The sequence below is a fragment of the Rhodoferax sp. SPJ4 genome, from assembly GCF_058216275.1.
In genome coordinates, this window is record NZ_JBYZMN010000002.1 from 313,848 (window position 1) to 334,065 (window position 20,218).

At 66.3% G+C, this 20,218-nt stretch carries 20 protein-coding genes; 3 read left to right on the top strand and 17 right to left on the bottom strand.

Annotated elements, in window-relative coordinates; translation table 11 throughout:
* Nucleotides 1–8: 8 nt before the first annotated feature.
* From trpA to AC4BAR_RS08990, 17 genes are all read right to left on the bottom strand, one after another.
* A complete protein-coding gene (gene trpA / locus AC4BAR_RS08910; RefSeq protein ID WP_490627497.1) occupies nt 9–818 on the bottom strand; it encodes a tryptophan synthase subunit alpha in 810 nt (269 codons plus the stop codon).
* A complete protein-coding gene (gene trpB / locus AC4BAR_RS08915; RefSeq protein WP_490627498.1) occupies nt 815–2,098 on the bottom strand; it encodes a tryptophan synthase subunit beta in 1,284 nt (427 codons plus the stop codon). Before trpB ends, trpA begins: the two co-directional genes overlap by 4 nt.
* 41 nt (nt 2,099–2,139) lie before the next feature.
* Nucleotides 2,140–2,919, bottom strand: coding sequence for a phosphoribosylanthranilate isomerase (locus tag AC4BAR_RS08920; RefSeq protein WP_490627499.1), 780 nt, complete (start codon nt 2,917–2,919; stop codon nt 2,140–2,142).
* Nucleotides 2,919–3,722, bottom strand: coding sequence for a tRNA pseudouridine(38-40) synthase TruA (gene truA / locus AC4BAR_RS08925; RefSeq protein ID WP_490627500.1), 804 nt, complete (start codon nt 3,720–3,722; stop codon nt 2,919–2,921). The genes AC4BAR_RS08920 and truA overlap by 1 nt, the downstream gene beginning before the upstream one ends.
* A 31-nt stretch (nt 3,723–3,753) precedes the next feature.
* Nucleotides 3,754–6,144, bottom strand: coding sequence for a motility hub landmark protein FimV (locus tag AC4BAR_RS08930; protein ID WP_490627501.1), 2,391 nt, complete (start codon nt 6,142–6,144; stop codon nt 3,754–3,756).
* Nucleotides 6,145–6,385: 241 nt separating this feature from the next.
* Nucleotides 6,386–7,525, bottom strand: a complete 1,140-nt coding sequence (gene asd, locus AC4BAR_RS08935) for an aspartate-semialdehyde dehydrogenase (RefSeq protein ID WP_490627502.1) — start codon at nt 7,523–7,525, stop codon at nt 6,386–6,388.
* Between the two features lie 80 nt (nt 7,526–7,605).
* Nucleotides 7,606–8,694, bottom strand: coding sequence for a 3-isopropylmalate dehydrogenase (gene leuB / locus AC4BAR_RS08940; protein ID WP_490627503.1), 1,089 nt, complete (start codon nt 8,692–8,694; stop codon nt 7,606–7,608).
* A 33-nt stretch (nt 8,695–8,727) separates the two neighbouring features.
* Nucleotides 8,728–9,033 (bottom strand): hypothetical protein, encoded by a 306-nt coding sequence (locus tag AC4BAR_RS08945; RefSeq protein ID WP_490627504.1) that lies wholly within the window; start codon nt 9,031–9,033, stop codon nt 8,728–8,730.
* Between the two features lie 10 nt (nt 9,034–9,043).
* Nucleotides 9,044–9,697, bottom strand: coding sequence for a 3-isopropylmalate dehydratase small subunit (gene leuD, locus AC4BAR_RS08950; protein WP_490627505.1), 654 nt, complete (start codon nt 9,695–9,697; stop codon nt 9,044–9,046).
* A 12-nt stretch (nt 9,698–9,709) separates the two neighbouring features.
* Nucleotides 9,710–11,161: a 3-isopropylmalate dehydratase large subunit gene (leuC, locus tag AC4BAR_RS08955; RefSeq protein WP_490627506.1), complete on the bottom strand. Its 1,452-nt coding sequence runs from the start codon at nt 11,159–11,161 to the stop codon at nt 9,710–9,712.
* Nucleotides 11,162–11,311: 150 nt separating this feature from the next.
* Nucleotides 11,312–12,622, bottom strand: coding sequence for a citrate synthase (locus AC4BAR_RS08960; protein WP_490627507.1), 1,311 nt, complete (start codon nt 12,620–12,622; stop codon nt 11,312–11,314).
* 66 nt (nt 12,623–12,688) lie between these two features.
* Nucleotides 12,689–12,961, bottom strand: a complete 273-nt coding sequence (locus AC4BAR_RS08965; RefSeq protein WP_490627508.1) for an FAD assembly factor SdhE — start codon at nt 12,959–12,961, stop codon at nt 12,689–12,691.
* 25 nt (nt 12,962–12,986) lie between these two features.
* A complete protein-coding gene (locus AC4BAR_RS08970; RefSeq protein WP_490627509.1) occupies nt 12,987–13,691 on the bottom strand; it encodes a succinate dehydrogenase iron-sulfur subunit in 705 nt (234 codons plus the stop codon).
* Between the two features lie 32 nt (nt 13,692–13,723).
* The gene (gene sdhA, locus AC4BAR_RS08975; protein ID WP_490627510.1) at nt 13,724–15,514 is read right to left on the bottom strand and encodes a succinate dehydrogenase flavoprotein subunit; all 1,791 of its coding nucleotides are present in this window, start codon (nt 15,512–15,514) and stop codon (nt 13,724–13,726) included.
* A 28-nt stretch (nt 15,515–15,542) separates the two neighbouring features.
* On the bottom strand, nt 15,543–15,908 hold the full coding sequence (sdhD, locus tag AC4BAR_RS08980; protein ID WP_490627511.1) for a succinate dehydrogenase, hydrophobic membrane anchor protein: 366 nt from the start codon (nt 15,906–15,908) through the stop codon (nt 15,543–15,545).
* 37 nt (nt 15,909–15,945) lie between these two features.
* Nucleotides 15,946–16,380, bottom strand: coding sequence for a succinate dehydrogenase, cytochrome b556 subunit (gene sdhC / locus AC4BAR_RS08985; protein WP_490627512.1), 435 nt, complete (start codon nt 16,378–16,380; stop codon nt 15,946–15,948).
* A 129-nt stretch (nt 16,381–16,509) separates the two neighbouring features.
* The gene (locus AC4BAR_RS08990; RefSeq protein ID WP_490627513.1) at nt 16,510–17,292 is read right to left on the bottom strand and encodes a GntR family transcriptional regulator; all 783 of its coding nucleotides are present in this window, start codon (nt 17,290–17,292) and stop codon (nt 16,510–16,512) included.
* 166 nt (nt 17,293–17,458) lie between these two features.
* On the opposite strand from AC4BAR_RS08990, the gene AC4BAR_RS08995 reads away from it, so the two are divergent.
* The 3 genes from AC4BAR_RS08995 (at nt 17,459) to AC4BAR_RS09005 (ending at nt 20,177) form a co-directional block, all read left to right on the top strand.
* Nucleotides 17,459–18,445 (top strand): malate dehydrogenase, encoded by a 987-nt coding sequence (locus AC4BAR_RS08995; protein WP_490627514.1) that lies wholly within the window; start codon nt 17,459–17,461, stop codon nt 18,443–18,445.
* A 136-nt stretch (nt 18,446–18,581) separates the two neighbouring features.
* The gene (locus tag AC4BAR_RS09000; protein WP_490627515.1) at nt 18,582–19,568 is read left to right on the top strand and encodes an HpcH/HpaI aldolase/citrate lyase family protein; all 987 of its coding nucleotides are present in this window, start codon (nt 18,582–18,584) and stop codon (nt 19,566–19,568) included.
* A gap of 21 nt (nt 19,569–19,589) precedes the next feature.
* The gene (locus AC4BAR_RS09005) at nt 19,590–20,177 is read left to right on the top strand and encodes a hypothetical protein (protein ID WP_490627516.1); all 588 of its coding nucleotides are present in this window, start codon (nt 19,590–19,592) and stop codon (nt 20,175–20,177) included.
* The last annotated feature ends 41 nt before the right edge of the window (nt 20,178–20,218 follow it).

Consider the following 20,218-nt stretch of genomic DNA (forward strand, 5'->3'; position numbering starts at 1 on the left):
GTGGCGCATTATGAATCCAGCGCGGCACGGATGTCGCGCAGGAAGGCGGCGGCGGTGGGCACCACCTGGTCATGGGGCTGGGGGTCGATCAGCTGGATGATCTTGCTGCCGATCACCACCGCGTCGGCCACCGCGCCAATGGCGCGGGCGGTGGTGGCGTCGCGGATGCCAAAACCCACACCCACCGGCACGCTGACATGCTGGCGGATGCGTGGCAGCATCGCCGCCACCGCGTCCACGTCCAGCGTGCCGGCGCCGGTCACGCCCTTGAGCGAGACGTAGTACACATAGCCGCTGGCCACCTTCTCGATCTGGGCCATGCGGGCCTCGGTGCTGGTGGGTGCCAGCAGAAAAATCAGGTCCATGTGGCGCGCCCGCAGCCGGGCCGCGAAGTCCTCGCATTCCTCGGGCGGGTAATCGACCACCAGCACGCCGTCCACGCCCGCCTCAGCCGCATCGCGGATGAAGGCGTCATGGCCATTTTTGATGTCGTAGCGCTCCATCGGGTTGGCGTAGCCCATCAGCACCACCGGCGTGGTGGTGTTTTGCAGGCGGAAGTCGCGCACCATGGCCAGCACCTGCACCAGACCCACACCCAGGGCCAGCGCTTTTTCACCGGCCAGCTGGATCACCGGGCCGTCGGCGCTGGGGTCGGAGAAGGGCACACCCAGCTCGATGATGTCGGCCCCGGCCTCCACCATGCCTTGCATCAAGGCGGGGGTGATGTCGGCGAAGGGGAATCCGGCCGTCACATAGGGAATCAGCGCCTTGCGGCCCTGGGCTTTCAGCGCGTTCAGGGTGGTGGTGATGCGGCTCATGCCTGGGGCCCTTTCACCAATTGCACAGTCTGCTCGCCGCCCTTGACTGACTGCCCGCGGCAGCTCGGCCGGCAATAAAAGTCGGCGTTGCTGAGGTCGGCCACGGTGCCGATGTCCTTGTCGCCGCGGCCCGACAGGTTGACCAAGATGGCCTGGTCGGGCCGCATGGTCTTGGCCAGCTTCATCGCGTAGGCCACCGCGTGGCTGGACTCCAGCGCCGGGATGATGCCTTCGGTGCGGCACAGGTAGTGGAAGGCCTCCAGCGCCTCGGTGTCGGTGATGCCCACGTACTCGGCGCGGCCGATGTCCTTCAGGAAGGCGTGTTCCGGGCCCACGCCGGGGTAGTCCAGGCCGGCGCTGATGCTGTGGGTTTCGGTCACCTGGCCGTCGTCGTTCTGCAGCACATAGGTGCGGTTGCCATGCAGCACGCCGGGCAGGCCGCGCTGCAGCGAGGCCGAGTGTTTCCCGCTGTCCATGCCTTCGCCGGCGGCCTCGACGCCGATCAGCCGGGTGGCGCTGTGGTTGATGTAGGGGTGGAAGATGCCCATGGCGTTGCTGCCGCCGCCCACGCAGGCAATCACCGCGTCGGGCTGCTGGCCGTGGTGCATCTCCGGCATCTGGGCCAGGCATTCCTGGCCGATCACGCTCTGGAAATCGCGCACCATCATCGGGTAGGGGTGGGGACCGGCCACGGTGCCGATGATGTAGAAAGTGTTGTCCACATTGGCCACCCAGTCGCGCATGGCCTCGTTGAGCGCGTCCTTCAGCGTCTTGCTGCCCGAGGTCACCGGCACCACGGTGGCACCCAGCAGCTTCATGCGGTAGACGTTGGGGCTTTGGCGTTTGACGTCCTCGGCGCCCATGTAGACCACACATTCCAGGCCGTAGCGGGCGCAGATGGTGGCGGTGGCCACACCGTGCTGGCCAGCACCGGTTTCGGCGATCACCCGCGGCTTGCCCATGCGCTTGGCCAGCATGGCCTGGCCGATGGTGTTGTTGATCTTGTGGGCGCCGGTGTGGTTCAGGTCTTCGCGCTTGAGGTAGATCTGCGCGCCGCCCTGTTCGCGGCTCATCCGGGCCGCATGGTAGATGGGCGAGGGCCGGCCGACGAAATGCTTCAGCTCATGGGCAAACTCGGCCAGAAAGGCCGGGTCGTGCTGGTATTGGGCATAGGCGTCGCGCAGCTCGTTGATGGCGTGGGTCAGCGTTTCGCTGACGAAGCTGCCGCCGTAGATGCCAAAGTGGCCGCTGGCGTCGGGTTGCTGGTAGGTGCTGCTCATGGGGGCCTGCGGTGAGCCCCCGGCCGGACAGCGGGGGGCGGTTAAATGATCAACTCGGCGTCGGCAGCCCGCACGGCTGCCACAAAGTCCCTGATTTTCCCGGCGTCCTTCAGGCCCTTGGCGGCCTCGACACCGGAGCTCACGTCAACGGCCAGCGTTGGGCAACGCGGCCGCAGCGCACGGATGCCATCGCCCACGTTTGCAGGCGTGAGTCCACCACTCAAGACGAGGTGAGCGCTGACGCTTGGAGGAAGCAGTGACCAATTGAATGCCTTGCCGCCGCCGCCGTACCCGTCGACATGGGCGTCGAGCAGGATGGCTTGGGCCTGGGAATACTCTGTCGCGTATTTTACGAGGTCAAAGTGGGCCCCGGCTTCGCCCAGCGGAATGCGGGCGGCACGCAGGAAGGGCCGGGCGCCCTGGCCGCTGCCGGCCAGGCAATCGGCGGGCGATTCGTCGCCGTGGAACTGCAGCGTGGCCTGGGGCACCCAGTCCAGGCTTTCGGCCAGCAGCGCGGCCGAGGCGTTGACCAGCAACAGCACTGGCGTCACAAACGGCGGCAGGCGGCGGGCCAGCGCGGCGGCCCGGGCCGGCGTGACGGCGCGCGGGCTGGGCGGGTAGAGCACAAAACCCACCGCATCGGCGCCGGCAGCCACCGCCGCGTCAACGTCTTGTTCGCGGGTCAGGCCGCAGATCTTGATTCGGGTCCGTGGAATGGCCCCCACGCTTGCCACTGCGTGTGCTGCCCTGCCCCCCAAGGGGGCCTTCGCACCTTGGGGCGGCCCGGCGGTGCTCAAGTTGGATTCTGGTGAATGGTTCATCAAGGCAGCCCATCATACGCAGCCGCACGGTCTGGCAGGCCCCACTGCGGGTCGTAGACCGGGCCGAGAAAATACAGGCCATCGGGCGAGAAGGTGGGAGCGGCGGCGTCGCGGTCGCGGGCGGCGATCACCTGGGCCATCCAGTCGGGCGGCTGTTTGCCGGTGCCAATCGCCACCAGGCAGCCCATGATGTTGCGAATCATGTGATGCAGGAAAGCGTTGGCCTCGAATTCGAAGCGCCAGTAGCGCCCGGTGCCGCCGGTCAGGGGCTCGCGCTGCGACATCGCCACCCGGGTGATGGTTTTCACCGGTGTCAGGGCCTGGCAGCTCGAGGCCCGGAAGGAGCTGAAGTCGTGTTCGCCCAGCAGGTGCTGGAGGGCCTGCTGCATGGCCTGGCCATCGAGCCGGCGAAAGACCCAGCCCACCTGGCCGGCTTCCACGCTGGGCCGCACCGAGGACTCCAGCAGCACATAGGCGTAGCGCCGTGCCAGCGCACTGCGGCGGGCATGGAAGCTGTCGGGAACGGCCTGGGCCCATTGGACCGCGATGTCGTGGGGCAAAAAGGTGTTGGTGCCGCGCACCCAGGAGCTGGCGGCGCGGTCCAGCGGCGTGTCGAAGTGCACCACCTGCATCAGGCCGTGCACCCCGGCGTCGGTGCGGCCGGCGGCCAGGGTGGAAATGGGCTGGGTGGCAAAGCGGCCCAGGGCGGCCTCCAGCCGGTCTTGCACCGTCAGGCCACTGGCCTGGCTCTGCCAGCCCTGGTAGGCGGTGCCGCGGTAACTGACGCCCAGAGCGATGCGCAAACTCAAATCGCCTCAGGGCCCCGCGGGGCCATCACGCCTTCAGGTCTGCCAGCATCTGCTCGGCCCGGGCCTTGACGGCGCCGCTGCTGTTGGCCAGCACCTCTTGCACCAGCGCACGGGCGCCGTCGGTGTCGCCAATGGCGAGGAATTCCACCGCCAGCTCCAGCTTCACGTCCAGCGGGTCGCTGGGTGTGGCCGCAGCCGCCAGCGTGGGGCTGAGGGTGGTGGCCGAGGTGTCCAGCGACAGCGAGTCCAGATCGAACTCCATCGCGCCCAGGTGGGCTGCTGCCGGGGCCGGGGTGGGTGCCGGTGCAACCACCGCCGGTGGGGCGGCCACCGGTGCGGGGTCGGGGGTGAATTCCAGTTCGGGCAGTGGGTCGTTCAGGTCCGACGGTGCGGCGGCCGCAGGCGCTGCCGGGGTCGACGGCCGGATCAGCGTGGTTTCGTCGTTGCTGGGGAAGTCCAGGCTCAGGTCCAGCCCGGCGGGCATGGGGACGCTGGCCGGAGCAACCGGAGGCAGGTCACTGGCGGGGGCCGGTGTGTCAGACAGCGGGAAGGTGGCGGCCAGGTCCACCGGTGCGGCCCGGTAGGCCGGGTTGCCCGGGCTCAGGGCATGGCCCTGGGCACTGATGCGGTCCCAGTCCGTGCCTTTGCCGTCGGTGAGGGCCCGGGCTTCCACCGCGATGCGGTCGAACGCGGCCACGTCTTGCCGCTTGGCATAGATGTCCAGCAGCTTCAGGTGCACCGCCAGGCGGTGCGGGGTGCGCTGCAGCGCTTCCTTGAGGATTTCCTCGGCCTGCATGTCGCGGCCATAGGCCAGGTAGACATCGGCTTCTTCCACCGGATCGACGTCGCCGGCAGCGTCCAGCTGGCTGGGCGAGTAACCCATGGACGACACCGGGTCGCGGCTGCGGCCCGTGCCGCTCAGCGGGTCGACATCGAACTGGCTGTCGGGGTAGATGGTGCTGGACGGCTCGGCTTTTTGGCGTTGCCGCATTTGCAGAAAGCCAAAGCCCAGCAGCACCAGCAACAGGCTGCCGCCGATGGGCAACAGCGAGGAGCCACCGAACAGGCCGTCCAGGAAGCCTGGTTCGGGCGTCGGTTCTTTGGCCGGTGCGGGTTTGGGCGTTGCCGCGGGGGCCGGTGCGGCGGCCACCACCGGGGTGCTGGCCGCCACCGAGGCGGTCGCCATCGCTGGGGCAGGCGCCGACGCGGCTGGCACGGGCTGCGAGGCCGGGGCAACCGGCAGCGGCGAGGCCAGCGGGGCGGTCAGGCCGGTGGAGGGAGCGCTGGCGGCCGAGGCCGCGCCCGCCGCTTCGGTCGATGCGGCCTTCAGGCGGTTGAGTTCGCTGAGGTTTTTCGACAGCTCGGCGACCCGGGTCGACTGGTCCTTGGCTTCCTTGCTGCCGGCGATCTGGGCTTCCGAGCTTTTCGGGGTGGCGGCGGTGGCGCCGGCCTTGGACAGGGTCAGCTTGTCGGGCACGGCCGGTGCGGCCTTGGACTCCTGGACCTGGGCCTGGACCTTGCCACGGGCTTCCCGGTCGGGCGCAGCCGCCATCTTGGGCGCCACGCTGCCGGCGAGCTGGCGGCGATAGTTGTTGAAGTCGCGGCTCTGGGCCACGATGGTCTTGCTGGCCTCCTGCGGCGAGATGGCGTCAAGCTGCCCCGGGCTGGGCAGGCTCAGCACCTCGCCGGCGCGCAGGCGGTTGACGTTCTGGCCGGCAAAGGCGCTGGGGTTCTGCTGCAGCAGACCGACCAGCATCTGGTCCAGCGACACATTGGTGGGCTTGTTGGCCGAGGCGATGCGTGCAGCGGTGTCGCCGGGCTTGACGGTGACGGTTTGCTCACCCGACGCGGCCGGCTTGCTGGCGGCGGCCGGTGCGCGTGAGGCGGGGGCGCGGCTGGCCTGGCGTGGGCTGGTGGTTGGGGCGGGTTCGGTGGGCGCTGCGTCGCGGGCCACTGGGGCGGCCGGTGCAGGTTCTGCCGCCACCGGTGGTGGCGTACGACCGGTGTCCGGCGGGTCCAGCAGCACGGTGTAGTTGCGCACCACCTTGCCCGAAGCCCAGGTGGCTTCGATGATGAGGTCGACAAAGGGGTCGTTCAGCGTGCGGTCGCCGGTGAGCACCAGCACCGAGCGGTCGCCGCGCTTTTGCAACTCCAGGCGGGTGCCGGAGAGGCCGGCGTTGAAGTCCACGCCGGCCGAGCGGTAAGCCGTCAGCGGGGCGACGGTGGCGCTCAGCGAGGCGGCTTCGTCGGCGGTGATGCCGGGCACCTCGATCTCGGCCTTCAGCGGCTGGCCCAGCGTGGACTGCACCGCGATGCGGCCCAGCGTCAGGGCCAGGGCGTCTTGCGCGGGCCAAGCCAGGGCGCAGACGGCAGCGGCAATGCTGCCCAGCGTGCGCAGCCCGGGGTGGCTTGGCATGGAAAGGCGCGTGGGCCTTTGGCGGGGGGTCGGCAGTTTCTTCACAGTGGGGCCCTGCAGTGGGTCGTCAAAACGTCATTTTCACCTGCGCCTCGGACTTTGCCCAGGGGGCAATCGGCGCACTCCTCCCCGCATTGGAGCACGCGCCCGGCCCCGCCGGAACCGAAAACCCCCTGGGCGGGCCGTGGGGGGCGGGCAACGTTGTAAGCCTGAGACACCAGGCCGCCCGCCAGGGCGGGCCTCAGGCGTCCAGCAGGATGCGCAGCATGCGGCGCAGCGGTTCGGCCGCGCCCCACAGCAGCTGGTCGCCGATGGTGAAGGCGCCCACGTACTCGGGGCCCATGGCCAGCTTGCGGATGCGGCCAACCGGGATGGTCATGGTGCCGGTCACGGCCACGGGCGTCAGGTCCTTGATGGTGGCCTCGCGGGTGTTGGGCACCACTTTGACCCAGGCGTTGTCGGCGGCGATCATGGCCTCGAGGTCGGCCACCGGCACGTCCTTCTTCAGCTTGAAGGTCAGCGCCTGGCTGTGGCAGCGCATCGCGCCCACCCGCACGCAGAAACCGTCGACCGGGATGGCGGCGCTGCCGAAGCCTTCGCCCTGGCCGAGGATCTTGTTGGTCTCGGCCATGCCTTTCCACTCTTCCTTGGACATGCCGTTGCCCAGGTCCTTGTCGATCCAGGGAATCAACGAGCCACCCAGCGGCACGCCGAAGTTGGCCGTTTCGGCCGCGCTCAGGCTGCGTTGCTTGGCGATCACCTTGCGGTCGATTTCCAGGATGGCGCTCTTGGGGTCGTCGAGCAAGGCCTTGACCTCGGCGTTCAGCGTGCCGTACTGCGTGAGCAGTTCGCGCATGTGCTGGGCACCACCACCGCTGGCGGCCTGGTAGGTCTGGGTGCTCATCCACTCGACCAGGCCGGCCTTGTAAAGCGCGCCCACGCCCATCAGCATGCAGCTCACGGTGCAGTTGCCGCCGACCCAGTTGTTGCCACCCTTGGCCAGCGAGGCCTGGATCACCGGCAGGTTGACCGGGTCGAGGATGATGACGGCGTCGTCCTTCATGCGCAGCGTGGAGGCGGCGTCGATCCAGTGACCGTTCCAGCCGGCGGCGCGCAGCTTGGGGAAAACTTCGGAGGTGTAGTCGCCGCCTTGGGCGGTGATGACGATGTCGCAGCGCTTCAGCGCCTCGATGTCGTAGGCGTCTTTCAGCGTGGTCTCGTTCTTGGCCTGCGCCGGGGCCTTGCCGCCGGCGTTGGAGGTGGAGAAGAACACCGGCTCGATCAGGCCGAAGTCGCCCTCGGCGACCATGCGGTCCATCAGGACCGAACCGACCATGCCACGCCAGCCCACCAGGCCGACCAGATTTCCTACCTTGCTCATCGCGATTGCCCTTTCGAAGTTAAAACTCTTCTGCCCCCGGCTCGTCAGGGCCGGGGAGGGCGCGACGAACCGGAGCTTGACTAGCCCTTGGTAATGGTTTTGGTGATGGCAGCCACCACCGCGTCACCCATTTCGCGGGTGCCGACCTGGGTGGTGCCTTCCGACCAGATGTCCACCGTGCGCAAGCCAGACGCGAGCACGCTCTGCACCGCGGATTCAATGCGGGCAGCGGCGTCAGGCTGGTTGAGTGAGAAACGGAGCATCATGGCAGCAGACAGTATTGTAGCCAGCGGGTTTGCAATTCCCTTACCGGCGATGTCGGGCGCGCTGCCATGGCTGGGCTCGTACAAGCCCTTGTTGTTCTTGTCCAGGCTGGCCGAGGGCAGCATGCCGATGGAGCCGGTCAGCATCGAGGCTTCGTCGGACAGGATGTCGCCGAACATGTTGCCGGTGACCACCACGTCGAACTTCTTCGGCGCTTTCACCAGCTGCATGGCGGCGTTGTCCACGTACATGTGGTCCAGCGCCACATCGGGGTATTCCTTGGAGACCTCGGTGACCACGTCTTTCCAGAACTGGAAGGTTTCCAGCACGTTGGCCTTGTCAACGCTGGTGACCTTTTTGCTGCGCTTGCGGGCGGCCTGGAAAGCCACATGGGCGATGCGCTCGATTTCCGGGCGCGAGTAGCGCATGGTGTCAAAAGCTTCTTCGGCACCGGGGAAATGGCCGTCGGTGGCGATGCGGCGGCCACGCGGCTGGCCGAAGTAGATGTCGCCGGTCAGCTCGCGGATGATCAGGATGTCCAGGCCCGAAATCAGCTCGGGCTTGAGGCTGGACGCCCCCACCAGCTGCTCGTAGCAGATGGCCGGGCGGAAGTTGGCGAACAGGCCCAGGTGCTTGCGCAGGCCCAGGATGGCCTGCTCAGGGCGCAGCGGCCGGTCCAGCGTGTCGTATTTCCAGTCGCCCACGGCGCCGAACAGCACCGCGTCGGCGTCCTTGGCAAGCTGCAGCGTGGACTCGGGCAGCGGGTGGCCATGGGCCTCGTAGGCGGCACCGCCGACCAGCGCGCTTTCAAGCTCCAGCGGCAGGTCCAGCACCTGCAAGACCTTGACGGCCTCGGCCACGATTTCGGTGCCGATGCCATCACCGGGAAGGACTGCGATTTTCATGAAATGTCTCGGGAATAAAAAAGAGAGAGGGCTTCAGTGCCTGGTCAGCAGGCGCTCCACCAGCACGGCCTCGCAGGCCTTGAACAAGAGGTAGAACGCCACCGAAAAATAGCCGGACAGCATCAGTTCCAGCAACTGCTGAAGGGCCCCGTCCATCACCGCCATCAGCCCATGATCGGCCAGCATGCGCAGGTTGGCCTGCAGCGTGTTGACCAGGTTCAGCGACAGCAGGCCGAAGGCAAGAAAGCTCACGCCCATCAGCAAGAAAGCCAGCACCGGTTGACGCCGCAGCACGCGGCGCAACGCGGAGGCCTGGCCGGCTGGCAATGGGGTGGCCATGGCGGGTGGTTCAGCCGGTGTGCAGGCTGTTGGCCAGCCAGGGTTTTTCGGCCAGGCGGCGGGCCTCGAAGGCCTTGATCTTGTCGGCGTGGCGCAGCGTCAGGCCGATGTCGTCAAAGCCACCCAGCAGGCAGAACTTGCGGAAAGGCTGGATGTCGAAGGGCAGGCCTTCGCCCTCGGGCAACAGCACCAGCTGGCGTTCGAGGTCGATGGTCAGCTGGTAGCCGGGGAAGGCGTTGACCGCATCGAACAGCTTGTCGACCTGTGAGGCCGGCAGCACGATGGGCAGCAGGCCGTTCTTGAAGCTGTTGTTGAAAAAGATGTCGGCAAAGCTGGGCGCGATGATGGCGCGAAAGCCGTACTGGTCCAGCGCCCAGGGCGCGTGTTCGCGCGACGAGCCGCAGCCGAAGTTCTGCCGCGCCAGCAGGATGGAGGCGCCCTGGTAACGCGGCTGGTTCAGCACGAAGTCCGGGTTGGGCTTGCGGCTGGCCGGGTCCTGACCGGGGTAGCCCGGGTCCAGGTAGCGCCATTCGTCGAACAGGTTGGGGCCAAAGCCGGTCTTGCGGATGGACTTCAGGAACTGCTTGGGGATGATGGCGTCGGTGTCGACGTTGTCACGGTCGAGCGGCGCCACCAGGCCGGTGTGGAGGGTGAATTTCTGCATGGTGAACTCGCTTCAGGCCAGGGTGCGCACGTCGACGAAATGGCCGTGCACCGCGGCGGCGGCGGCCATGGCGGGGCTGACCAGGTGGGTACGGCCCCCGTTGCCCTGGCGGCCTTCGAAATTGCGGTTGCTGGTGGAAGCGCAACGCTCGCCTGGCTCCAGCCGGTCGGCGTTCATCGCCAAACACATCGAGCAGCCGGGCTCACGCCACTCAAAGCCAGCGGCCTTGAAGATCTCGTGCAGGCCTTCGCGCTCGGCCTGGGCCTTGACCAGGCCTGAGCCCGGTACCACCAATGCCAGCTTGATGTTGGGCGCGATTTTGCGGCCCAGCTTCTTGACGATGGCCGCGGCCTCGCGCATGTCTTCGATGCGGCTGTTGGTGCAGGAGCCGATGAAGACCTTGTCGACAAACAGGTCGTTCAGCGCCTTGCCGGGCTGCAGGCCCATGTAGGTCAGCGCGCGCTCGATGGCCAGGCGCTTGCTGGGGTCTTTTTCCTTGTCGGGGTCGGGCACGCGGCCGTCCACGCCCAGCACCATTTCGGGCGAAGTGCCCCAGGTGACCTGCGGCAGAATCTGCGCGGCGTCGAGCTCGACCACGGTGTCGAAGTGGGCGTCGGCGTCGGAATGCAGGCCGCGCCAGTAAGCCACCGCCTGGTCCCATTCGGGGCCACCGACGAACTGGCCGCTGACCTTGTCGGTGCCAGGCGCGAAGGGCCGGCCCTTGACGTAGGCGATGGTTTTTTCGTCCACCGCCACCAGGCCGGCACGGGCACCGGCCTCGATGGCCATGTTACACACCGTCATCCGGCCTTCCATGCTCAGCGAGCGGATGGCCGAGCCGGCGAATTCGATGGTGTGGCCGTTGCCGCCAGCGGTGCCGATGCGGCCGATGATGGCCAGCACCACGTCCTTGGCGGTGACGCCGGGGGCCAGCGTGCCCTCCACCCGCACCAGCAGGTTCTTGGCCTTTTTGGCTTGCAGCGTCTGCGTGGCCATCACATGCTCGACCTCGCTGGTGCCGATGCCGTGCGCCAGTGCGCCAAAAGCGCCGTGCGTGGAGGTGTGGGAGTCACCGCAGACCACGGTCATGCCAGGCAGGGTGGCGCCGTTTTCCGGGCCCATCACGTGCACGATGCCTTGGCGCTGCGACAAAAAGGGGAAGTAGGCAGCCGAGCCGAATTCCTGGATGTTGCTGTCCAGCGTGGTGATCTGTTCCTTGCTGATGGGGTCGGCAATGCCGTCGTAGCCGCGCTCCCAGCCGGTGGTGGGGGTGTTGTGGTCGGCGGTCGCGACGATGGAGCTGATGCGCCACAGCTTGCGGCCGGCCACGCGCAGGCCTTCGAAGGCCTGCGGGCTGGTGACTTCATGGACCAGGTGGCGGTCGATGTAGAGGATGGCGGTGCCGTCGTCTTCGGTGTGAACGACGTGCTCGTCCCAGAGCTTGTCGTACAGCGTGCGTCCCATGATGGTTCCTGTGCTTTCGGTGAAGGATGGGATTTTATTCCCTGATGCCGGTGCAGTCGGGGGTGGGGGCTTGACCGGACGGGGGGCGGGCGAGGCCCCCAGAAAAAAGCCCGCCGGGGTGCCGGCGGGCTTTTGGGGAGAGCGGGTGGCTCAGCGCTTACCGATGGGCTGCACGTCGCGCTTGACGGCGCCGCTGAACAGCTGGCGCGGGCGGCCGATCTTGTACTCGGGGTCGCTGATCATTTCGTTCAGCTGGGCGATCCAGCCCACCGTGCGGGCCAGCGCGAAGATGGCGGTGAACAAAGGCACCGGGATGCCGATGGCGCGCTGCACGATGCCGGAGTAGAAATCGACGTTGGGGTAGAGCTTACGGGACACGAAGTACTCGTCTTCCAGCGCGATCTTTTCCAGCGCCTTGGCCAGCTTGAACAGCGGGTCGTTTTCCAGGCCCAGCTCGGTCAGCACCTCGTTGCAGGTTTCCTGCATCAGCTTGGCGCGCGGGTCGTAGTTCTTATAGACGCGGTGGCCAAAACCCATCAGCTTGACGCCGGAGTTCTTGTCCTTGACCTTTTCCATGAACTCGCCGACCTTGGAGATGCCGCCCATGGCCTGGATTTCTTCCAGCATGTTCAGGCAGGCCTCGTTGGCACCGCCGTGGGCCGGACCCCACAGGCAGGCCACGCCAGCGGCGATGGCGGCGAACGGGTTGGTGCCCGACGAGCCGCACAGGCGCACGGTGGAGGTGGAGGCGTTCTGCTCGTGGTCGGCGTGCAGCGTGAAGATGCGGTCCATCGCGCGCTCGAGCACCGGGCTGACCTTGTACTCTTCGCAAGGCGTGGCGAACATCATGTGCAGGAAGTTGCCGGCGTAGCTCAGGTTGTTCTGCGGGTAGATGAAGGGCTGGCCGATGCTGTACTTGTAGGCCATGGCCACCAGCGTGGGCATCTTGGCGATCAGGCGGATGGCCGCGACTTCACGGTGCTCCGGGTTGTTGATGTCGGTGCTGTCATGGTAGAAAGCCGACAGGGCGCCGACCAGGCCGGTCATCACCGCCATCGGGTGGGCGTCACGGCGGAAGCCACGCAGGAAGAACTGCATCTGCTCGTTGACCATGGTGTGGTTGGTCACGCGGGTGGTGAAGTCGGCCTTCTGGCTGGCGTTGGGCAGCTCACCGTACAGCAGCAGGTGGCAGGTTTCCAGGAAGTCGCAGTTGGTGGCCAGCTGCTCAATGGGGTAGCCGCGGTACAGCAGTTCGCCCTTGTCACCGTCGATGTAGGTGATGGCCGACTGGGTGGCCGCGGTCGACAGGAAACCGGGGTCGTAGGTGAACATGCCGGTTTGGGCATACAGCTTGCGGATGTCGATGACGTCCGGGCCGACGGTGCCGTGGTAAACCGGCAGCTCGACGCTGGCGCCGCCCTTGCTGAAGCTCAGCGTGGCTTTGTTGTCAGAGAGTTTCATTTTTCGCCTTATGGAGTGTTATGCCCAGGGTCCGGTGACATCCGGTTGACGCGGCCAGGGACCGCGTCAGTTCCTCAACATCGCCAGCACTTCTCGTACTTCAATTGTATTGACCGTGCCTTCCGGCTCCTTGCGTCGCAGCAGCAGGTCCAGCAGGTCGTTGTCCGACAGGTCCATCAGCTGTTCCAGCCCCCGGGCCTGATTCACGGTTAAGCCAGATTCATGCCTGCCGAAGAAACGCTCGATGAAAAGGTCGTTTTCCAGCAGGCCGCGGCGGCAACGCCACTTCAGCTTGCTGAGGGACCGTTCGTCGAGCAGCTCGTCGGCGGCGTGGGCCATGGCTTGGGTTCAGGTGCGCGCCCGGTCAGACCGTGCGCAGCACCATCATTTCCTTGATCTTGCCAATCGCCTTGGTGGGGTTCAAACCCTTGGGGCAGACATCGACGCAGTTCATGATGGTGTGGCAACGGAACAGGCGGTACGGGTCCTCGAGGTTGTCGAGGCGGCCGGAGGTGTCCTGGTCGCGGCTGTCGGCGATGAAGCGGTAGGCCTGCAGCAGACCGGCCGGGCCGACGAATTTATCGGGGTTCCACCAGAAGCTGGGGCAGCTGGTGGAGCAGCTGGCGCACAGAATGCACTCGTACAAGCCGTTCAGCTCTTCACGCTCTTCCGGCGACTGCAGGCGCTCCTTCTCGGGGGGCACGGTGTCGTTCACCAGGTAGGGCTTGATGGAGTTGTACTGCTTGAAGAACTGCGTCATGTCGACGATCAGGTCACGCACCACGGGCAGGCCGGGCAGCGGCTTGAGTACGATGGTGCCCGGCAGCGTCAGCATGTTGGTCAAACAGGCCAGGCCGTTCTTGCCGTTGATGTTCATCGCGTCCGAACCGCACACGCCTTCGCGGCAGGAGCGGCGGAACGAGATGGTGGGGTCCAGCTCCTTGAGCTTCATCAGGGCGTCGAGCAGCATGCGCTCGCTGCCGTCCAGCTCGACTTGCAGGGTCTGCATGTAGGGCTTGGCGTCCTTGTCCGGGTCGTAGCGGTAGATCTGGAAGGTGCGTAGGGTCATGGTTTTCTCCGAATGCGTGGGATCGGGCGCGGTCAGAACGAGCGGACCTTGAGCGGCACCGACTCCACCGTCAGCGGCTTCATCTGCACCGGCTTGTAGGCCAGGCGGTTGCCTTCGCTGTACCACAGCGTGTGCTTGTGCCAGTCGGTGTCGTTGCGGCCGTTCGGGTGCTCGGGCGTGTCGCCGTAGTCGTTCACCGTGTGGGCGCCGCGGCTTTCGTGGCGGGCGGCGGCCGAGACGATGGTGGCCTGGGCCGACTCGATCAGGTTTTCCACTTCCAGCGCCTCGATGCGGGCGGTGTTGAAGACCTTGGACTTGTCCTTCAGGCCGATGGTCTTGACGCGCTCGCGCAGGGCGGCGATCTTGACCACGCCTTCGTCCATGCTGGCCTGGGTGCGGAACACGCCGGCGTGTTGCTGCATGGTCGAGCGAATGTCATTGGCCACGTCCTGGGCGTATTCGCCGCTGGTCGCGTTGTCCAGGCGGTTGATGCGCTCCAGCGTGCGGTCGGCGGCGTCGGCCGGCAGCGGCTTGTGGTTCTTGTTCTTGTCGTTGAACTCGACGATGTGGTTGCCGGCAGCACGGCCGAACACCAGCAGGTCGAGCAGCGAGTTGGTGCCCAGGCGGTTGGCGCCGTGCACCGACACGCAGGAGCATTCACCCACCGCGTACAAGCCGTTGATGACCTCGTTGTGGACGCTGCCGTTGGGCACCACCACCTGGCCGTGGATGTTGGTCGGGATGCCGCCCATCTGGTAGTGGATGGTGGGCACCACGGGGATGGGCTCGCGGGTGATGTCGACGTTGGCGAAGTTGTGGCCAATTTCGAACACCGAGGGCAGGCGCTTCATGATGGTCTCGGCACCGAGGTGGTCGAGCTTCAGCAGCACATGGTCCTTGTTGGGGCCGCAGCCACGGCCTTCCTTGATTTCCTGGTCCATGCAGCGCGACACGAAGTCACGCGGGGCCAGGTCTTTCAGCGTGGGCGCGTAGCGCTCCATGAAGCGCTCGCCGTTGCTGTTCAGCAAAATCGCGCCTTCGCCGCGGCAGCCTTCGGTCAGCAGCACACCGGCACCGGCCACGCCGGTGGGGTGGAACTGCCAGAACTCCATGTCTTCCAGCGGGATGCCGGCGCGGGCCGCCAGGCCCAGGCCGTCGCCGGTGTTGATGAAGGCATTGGTGGAGGCGGCGAAGATGCGGCCGGCACCACCGGTGGCCAGCAGCACGGTCTTGGCCTGCAGGATGTGGACGTCACCGGTTTCCATTTCGATGGCGGTCACGCCCACCACGTCGCCGTCGGCGTCGCGGATCAGGTCTTGCGCCATCCACTCGACGAAGAAGCTGGTCTTGGCCTTGACGTTCTGCTGATACAGCGTGTGCAACATCGCGTGGCCGGTGCGGTCGGCAGCGGCGCAGGCGCGCTCCACGGCCTTCTCACCGTAGTTGGCGGTGTGGCCACCGAAGGGGCGCTGGTAGATGGTGCCGTCGGGGTTGCGGTCGAACGGCATGCCCATGTGCTCCAGGTCATAAACGACCTTGGGGGCTTCACGGCACATGAACTCGATGGCGTCCTGGTCGCCCAGCCAATCCGAACCCTTGATGGTGTCGTAGAAGTGGTAGTGCCAGTTGTCGTCGTTCATGTTGCCCAACGAGGCGCCAATGCCGCCCTGGGCCGCCACGGTGTGCGAGCGGGTGGGGAACACCTTGGACAGCACCGCCACATTCAGGCCGGCACGCGCCAGCTGCAGCGACGCGCGCATGCCGGAGCCGCCGGCGCCAACGATCACCACGTCGAACTTGCGCTTGGTTACTTGGTAAGTCATCTAGAAATGCCTCAAGTTTGAAAAACGGTCACAGGCGCCACAGCACCTGGATGGACCAGCCGGCACAGCCAACCAGCCAGACCAGGGTAGCGATTTGCAGCGACAAGCGCAGCGACACCGGCTTGATGTAGTCCATCCAGATGTCGCGCACGCCGACCCACACGTGGTAGGCCAGGGCCACAATGACGACAAAGGTCAGCACCTTCATCCACTGCGACGCGAAGATGCTGTACCAGGTGTAGTAGTCGATCGGGCCGCGGGTGAACACCAGCTGGCCCAGCAGCACCGCGGTGAAGATCACCATCAGGGCGGCGGTGACGCGCTGGCTCAGCCAGTCGCGCAGGCCGTAGTGGGCACCGACCACCACGCGTTTGGAACCATAGTTGACTGCCATGTGTTTGTCCTCGAAAAAATGAATCGGTCCGGGTGGCTCAGTACAGGCCGAACAGCTTGGCGCCCAGCGCCAGCGTGATCAGCGTGCCGCTGGCCAGCGTGACGATGGCCGAGTTGTGGCCAAAGGCCTTGGTGGTGGCGTCGTGGTTGACGTCCATCCACAGGTGGCGCAGGCCGGCGATCAGGTGGTGCACAAAACCCCAGATCAATGCCAGCACCACCAGCTTCCACAGCACGCCTGGAATGCCCCAGGCGCCGCTGGCGAAGACATCGGTCAGGTTGGCAAACGAGAGTTCCGACTTCAGCGACGCGTCGAACATCCAGATCACGAAGGGCAGCAGCACAAACATCATGGCGCCGCTGGCGCGGTGCAGGATGGAGACCCAACCTGCGGGCGGCAGCCGGTAGGTGGTCAGGTCGGTGAAGGCGTTGATGTTGCGGAATTCAGGACGCTTCTTCGCGGGTGCGGTCATGGGATTGCTTTCGTGGAGAGCAGGTTGCCGTGGAAACTGGAGGGGAATAAGCAAATGCGAATTTTATTGCAACGCAACACGCTGACATGGCGCTGGCAGGGGGCCGGGGTCATCTTGTGGGCTGCTCGCTCAGCTCAGTTCGTTGTGGTAATGATGCGACGCCGTATGGTACAGACCGCGTCGCAATTCCATGGGCACGTCGTTGTAGGTGTAGGCGATGCGCTCCACGCTCAGCAGCGGCGTGCCGGGAGCCACTTTCAGCAGCTCGCATTGCCGGGCATCGGGCGCCACTGCGCGCAGCTTTTCGTCGGCCCGCACCATGCGCACACCGAATTCGGCCTCGAACATCGCGTACATCGGGCCGCGGTGGTCGCTCAGCCGCTCGGCCGTCAGGCCCTTGAATGGCCCGCCCGGCAGCCACAGGTCTTCCAAAATGGTGGGCGTGCCGGCAAACGACAACACCCGTACCACCTGCAGCACCGCGTCCCCGCTGCGCAGGCCCAGGGCACGGGCCACGTCGGCGGTGGCGCGCTGGCGTTTGCAGTCGACGATCTGGCGCTCGGCCGGGCCTTCGCTGGTGCTGTCACCGGCGTCAGGCACCAGCTTGAGAAAGCGGTACTGCACCTGGCGCTCGGAATGGGTGGCGACAAAGGTGCCGCGGCCCTGGCGGCGCACCACCAGGTTCTCGGAGGCCAGCTCGTCGATGGCCTTGCGCACCGTGCCCTGGCTGACGCGGAAGCGGGCGGCCAGGTCCATTTCGCTGGGGATGGACTCGCCGGGCTTCCATTCGCCGGCCTGCAGGCTTTGCAGAATCAGGCTCTTGATCTGCTGGTACAGCGGGCTGAACGCCGGCGTGGCTGGCTCGAGGCCAGTCGGCGGGGTGTCCGGCGCTGAAGGAGGAAGCGAAGCCATGGTGAAAGGTCAGATTCAGTGCGAATCATATCTTATATAAGACATAAGACAAATTGACGTGATTGGGTTTTCGAGGGTAAACTCCAAGGCTGTCAGCGCGTGACCCGCAGGGCGAGAGACCGGGGTTGCCACTCCCTGTTTTCAAACCCTCCCTGGAGTTCCTGCCATGAGCAAAAAGCCTGTCCGCGTCGCAGTCACCGGTGCCGCCGGTCAAATTGGTTACGCCCTGTTGTTCCGTATTGCCTCCGGCGAAATGCTGGGCAAAGATCAGCCCGTCATCCTGCAACTGTTGGAAATTCCCGACGAGAAGGCCCAGAACGCGCTGAAGGGCGTGATCATGGAACTGGAAGACTGCGCTTTCCCGCTGCTGGCCGGCATCGAAGCCCACAGCAACCCGCTGGAAGCTTTCAAGGACACCGACTACGCCCTGCTGGTGGGTGCCCGTCCCCGCGGCCCCGGCATGGAACGCGCCGACCTGCTGGCCGCCAACGCCCAGATCTTCACCGCCCAGGGCAAGGCCCTGAACGCCGTGGCTTCGCGCAACGTCAAGGTGCTGGTGGTTGGCAACCCCGCCAACACCAACGCCTACATCGCCATGAAGTCGGCCCCGGACCTGCCGGCCAAGAACTTTACCGCCATGCTGCGCCTGGACCACAACCGCGCCGCCTCGCAACTGGCCGCCAAGACTGGCAAGCCGGTGGCTTCCATTGAGAAGCTGGCCGTGTGGGGCAACCACTCGCCCACCATGTACGCCGACTACCGCTTCGCCACGATCGACGGCGCTTCGGTCAAGGACATGATCAACGACGCCGTCTGGAACAGCGACGTCTTCCTGCCCACCGTGGGCAAGCGTGGCGCGGCCATCATCGCCGCCCGTGGTGTGTCGTCGGCTGCTTCGGCCGCCAACGCTGCCATTGACCACATGCGCGACTGGGCCCTGGGCACCAACGGCAAGTGGGTCACCATGGGTGTGCCGTCCAACGGCGAATACGGCATCCCCAAGGAAGTCATGTTCGGCTACCCCGTCACCTGCGAAGGCGGCGAGTACAAGCTGGTCATGGACCTGCCCATCGATGCCTTCTCGCAAGAGTGCATCAACAAGACCCTGGCCGAGCTGCAGGGTGAGCAAGACGGCGTCAAGCACCTGCTCTGATGGCCTGCTGCGCGACGCGGGGGCGTTGTTGCGGGTCCCGTCGGGCAATCCTCATGCACCTCAAGTGCATTCCGGTTGCCCGCCACCCGCGCCTCGCCCGCGCGCCGCTCGCGACGGCCCGAACCGCTGCTGCTGAATGAACCACCCCCGCGACATCCTGCTCGGAGCCCAGGCGGGGGCGGTTCGGTTGCCTGTGTGTGACCACTACAGCGGCGTTGAAGCGCGCATGCGCAAAAGCCTGCAGCTGCAGGCCGAGATGACCGAGGAGTTCGGCGCCTGCGTCTTCGACGTCACGCTGGACTGCGAAGACGGCGCTCCTGTGGGGGGCGAAGCCGACCATGCCGGCCTGGTGGTGGCGTTGGCCCAGGCCGCCGCACCCCAGGCCCGCGTCGGTGTGCGTGTGCATGCCACCGACCACCCCGCTTTTGAACAAGACATCGCCACCATCGCCGGCCAGGCCGGCGGTCGGCTGACGCACCTGATGGTGCCCAAGGTCGACAGCGTGGCCGATGTGGTGCGTGCCGTCGCCGCGCTGGACGCGGCCGGTGCCTCCCAGCTCCCCCTGCATGTGCTGATCGAATCGCCGGCGGCGGTGCACCGGGCTTTCGACATCGCGGCCCATCCCCGGGTGGCTTCGCTGAGTTTTGGCCTGATGGATTTTGTGTCCAGCCATGGCGGCGCCATTCCGGCCCAGGGCATGGCCAGCGCTGGCCAGTTCAGCCACCCGCTGGTGTTGCGGGCCAAGCTGGACATCGCCGAGGCCTGCCACGCCCATGGCAAGGTGCCGTCGCACTGCGTGGTGACCGAATTCAACGACACCGCGGCGGTGCGGTCGGCGGCCCAGAAAGCCGCGCTGGAACTGGGCTATTTGCGCATGTGGAGCATCCACCCCTTGCAGATTCGGCCCATACTGGAGGCTTTCGCCCCGGGCGAAAACGAAATCCACGAAGCGGCGGCCCTGATCCTGGCCGCCCAGCAGGCAGGCTGGGGCCCGGTGAGCATGGCCGGCCGCCTGCACGACCGGGCCAGCTACCGTTACTTCTGGCAGGTGTTGGAGCGGGCCCACCAGACGGGGCGCCCCTTGCCGGCCGAAGTTCTGGCTTTTTTTGCCCCCATTCACTGACAACAGACCAAGAGACAAACCATGCAAAAGACGCTGCTTTCCCTGCTGATGGTGTCGGCCTCGGCGCTGGCGCTGGCCGAAACGCCCGCCAAGACCGAGGCGGCCGGCAAGCCGGTGGCCAAGGCTCAGCCCAAGCCTAAGGCACCGCCCAAGAGCGCCAGCCGCACCGAGATCACCAGCACAGCCAAGAACATGGCCGCCGGCATCGAGGCGGCCGATGCCGCGCTGACGCCGGCCGAGCTGGCCATTGCCGAAAAGGTGCACACCGGCGTGCTGCCCTGCGAACTGGGTGCGGCCGTCACCGTCACCGCCGACCCCAAGACGCCCGGTTACTTCAATGTGCAGGCCAAGAAGGTCAGCTACCGCATGGCGCCCATCCCCACCACCACCGGTGCCATTCGCCTGGAAGACCCCAGGGCCGGCGCGGTGTGGATGCAGCTGGGCAACAAGTCCATGCTGCTGAACCAGAAGCTGGGCCAGCGGCTGGCCGACGAATGTGTCAGCCCGCAGCAGGCGCTGGTGGCCCAGCAGCTGAAGATCACGCCGGCACAAAGCGTGCTTGAGCCCCTGGCCCCCGCCACGGCCCAGCCGGCGGCCGCCGTCAGGTAACCCGGCCCCACCCACCCGTTCACCGATTTTTTTACGTTGTT

Coding starts and splice junctions, on each gene's coding strand:
- trpB (WP_490627498.1), bottom strand. CDS start 2,098: ATGAGCAGCACCTACCAGCAACCCGACGCCAGCGGCCACTTTGGCATC.
- asd (WP_490627502.1), bottom strand. CDS start 7,525: ATGAGCAAGGTAGGAAATCTGGTCGGCCTGGTGGGCTGGCGTGGCATG.
- sdhD (WP_490627511.1), bottom strand. CDS start 15,908: ATGGCAGTCAACTATGGTTCCAAACGCGTGGTGGTCGGTGCCCACTAC.
- sdhA (WP_490627510.1), bottom strand. CDS start 15,514: ATGACTTACCAAGTAACCAAGCGCAAGTTCGACGTGGTGATCGTTGGC.
- AC4BAR_RS08960 (WP_490627507.1), bottom strand. CDS start 12,622: ATGAAACTCTCTGACAACAAAGCCACGCTGAGCTTCAGCAAGGGCGGC.
- AC4BAR_RS08970 (WP_490627509.1), bottom strand. CDS start 13,691: ATGACCCTACGCACCTTCCAGATCTACCGCTACGACCCGGACAAGGAC.
- AC4BAR_RS09005 (WP_490627516.1), top strand. CDS start 19,590: ATGCAAAAGACGCTGCTTTCCCTGCTGATGGTGTCGGCCTCGGCGCTG.
- sdhC (WP_490627512.1), bottom strand. CDS start 16,380: ATGACCGCACCCGCGAAGAAGCGTCCTGAATTCCGCAACATCAACGCC.
- AC4BAR_RS08945 (WP_490627504.1), bottom strand. CDS start 9,033: ATGGCCACCCCATTGCCAGCCGGCCAGGCCTCCGCGTTGCGCCGCGTG.
- leuD (WP_490627505.1), bottom strand. CDS start 9,697: ATGCAGAAATTCACCCTCCACACCGGCCTGGTGGCGCCGCTCGACCGT.
- AC4BAR_RS08995 (WP_490627514.1), top strand. CDS start 17,459: ATGAGCAAAAAGCCTGTCCGCGTCGCAGTCACCGGTGCCGCCGGTCAA.
- leuC (WP_490627506.1), bottom strand. CDS start 11,161: ATGGGACGCACGCTGTACGACAAGCTCTGGGACGAGCACGTCGTTCAC.
- AC4BAR_RS08990 (WP_490627513.1), bottom strand. CDS start 17,292: ATGGCTTCGCTTCCTCCTTCAGCGCCGGACACCCCGCCGACTGGCCTC.
- leuB (WP_490627503.1), bottom strand. CDS start 8,694: ATGAAAATCGCAGTCCTTCCCGGTGATGGCATCGGCACCGAAATCGTG.
- trpA (WP_490627497.1), bottom strand. CDS start 818: ATGAGCCGCATCACCACCACCCTGAACGCGCTGAAAGCCCAGGGCCGC.
- AC4BAR_RS09000 (WP_490627515.1), top strand. CDS start 18,582: ATGAACCACCCCCGCGACATCCTGCTCGGAGCCCAGGCGGGGGCGGTT.
- AC4BAR_RS08930 (WP_490627501.1), bottom strand. CDS start 6,144: ATGCCAAGCCACCCCGGGCTGCGCACGCTGGGCAGCATTGCCGCTGCC.
- AC4BAR_RS08965 (WP_490627508.1), bottom strand. CDS start 12,961: ATGGCCCACGCCGCCGACGAGCTGCTCGACGAACGGTCCCTCAGCAAG.
- AC4BAR_RS08920 (WP_490627499.1), bottom strand. CDS start 2,919: ATGAACCATTCACCAGAATCCAACTTGAGCACCGCCGGGCCGCCCCAA.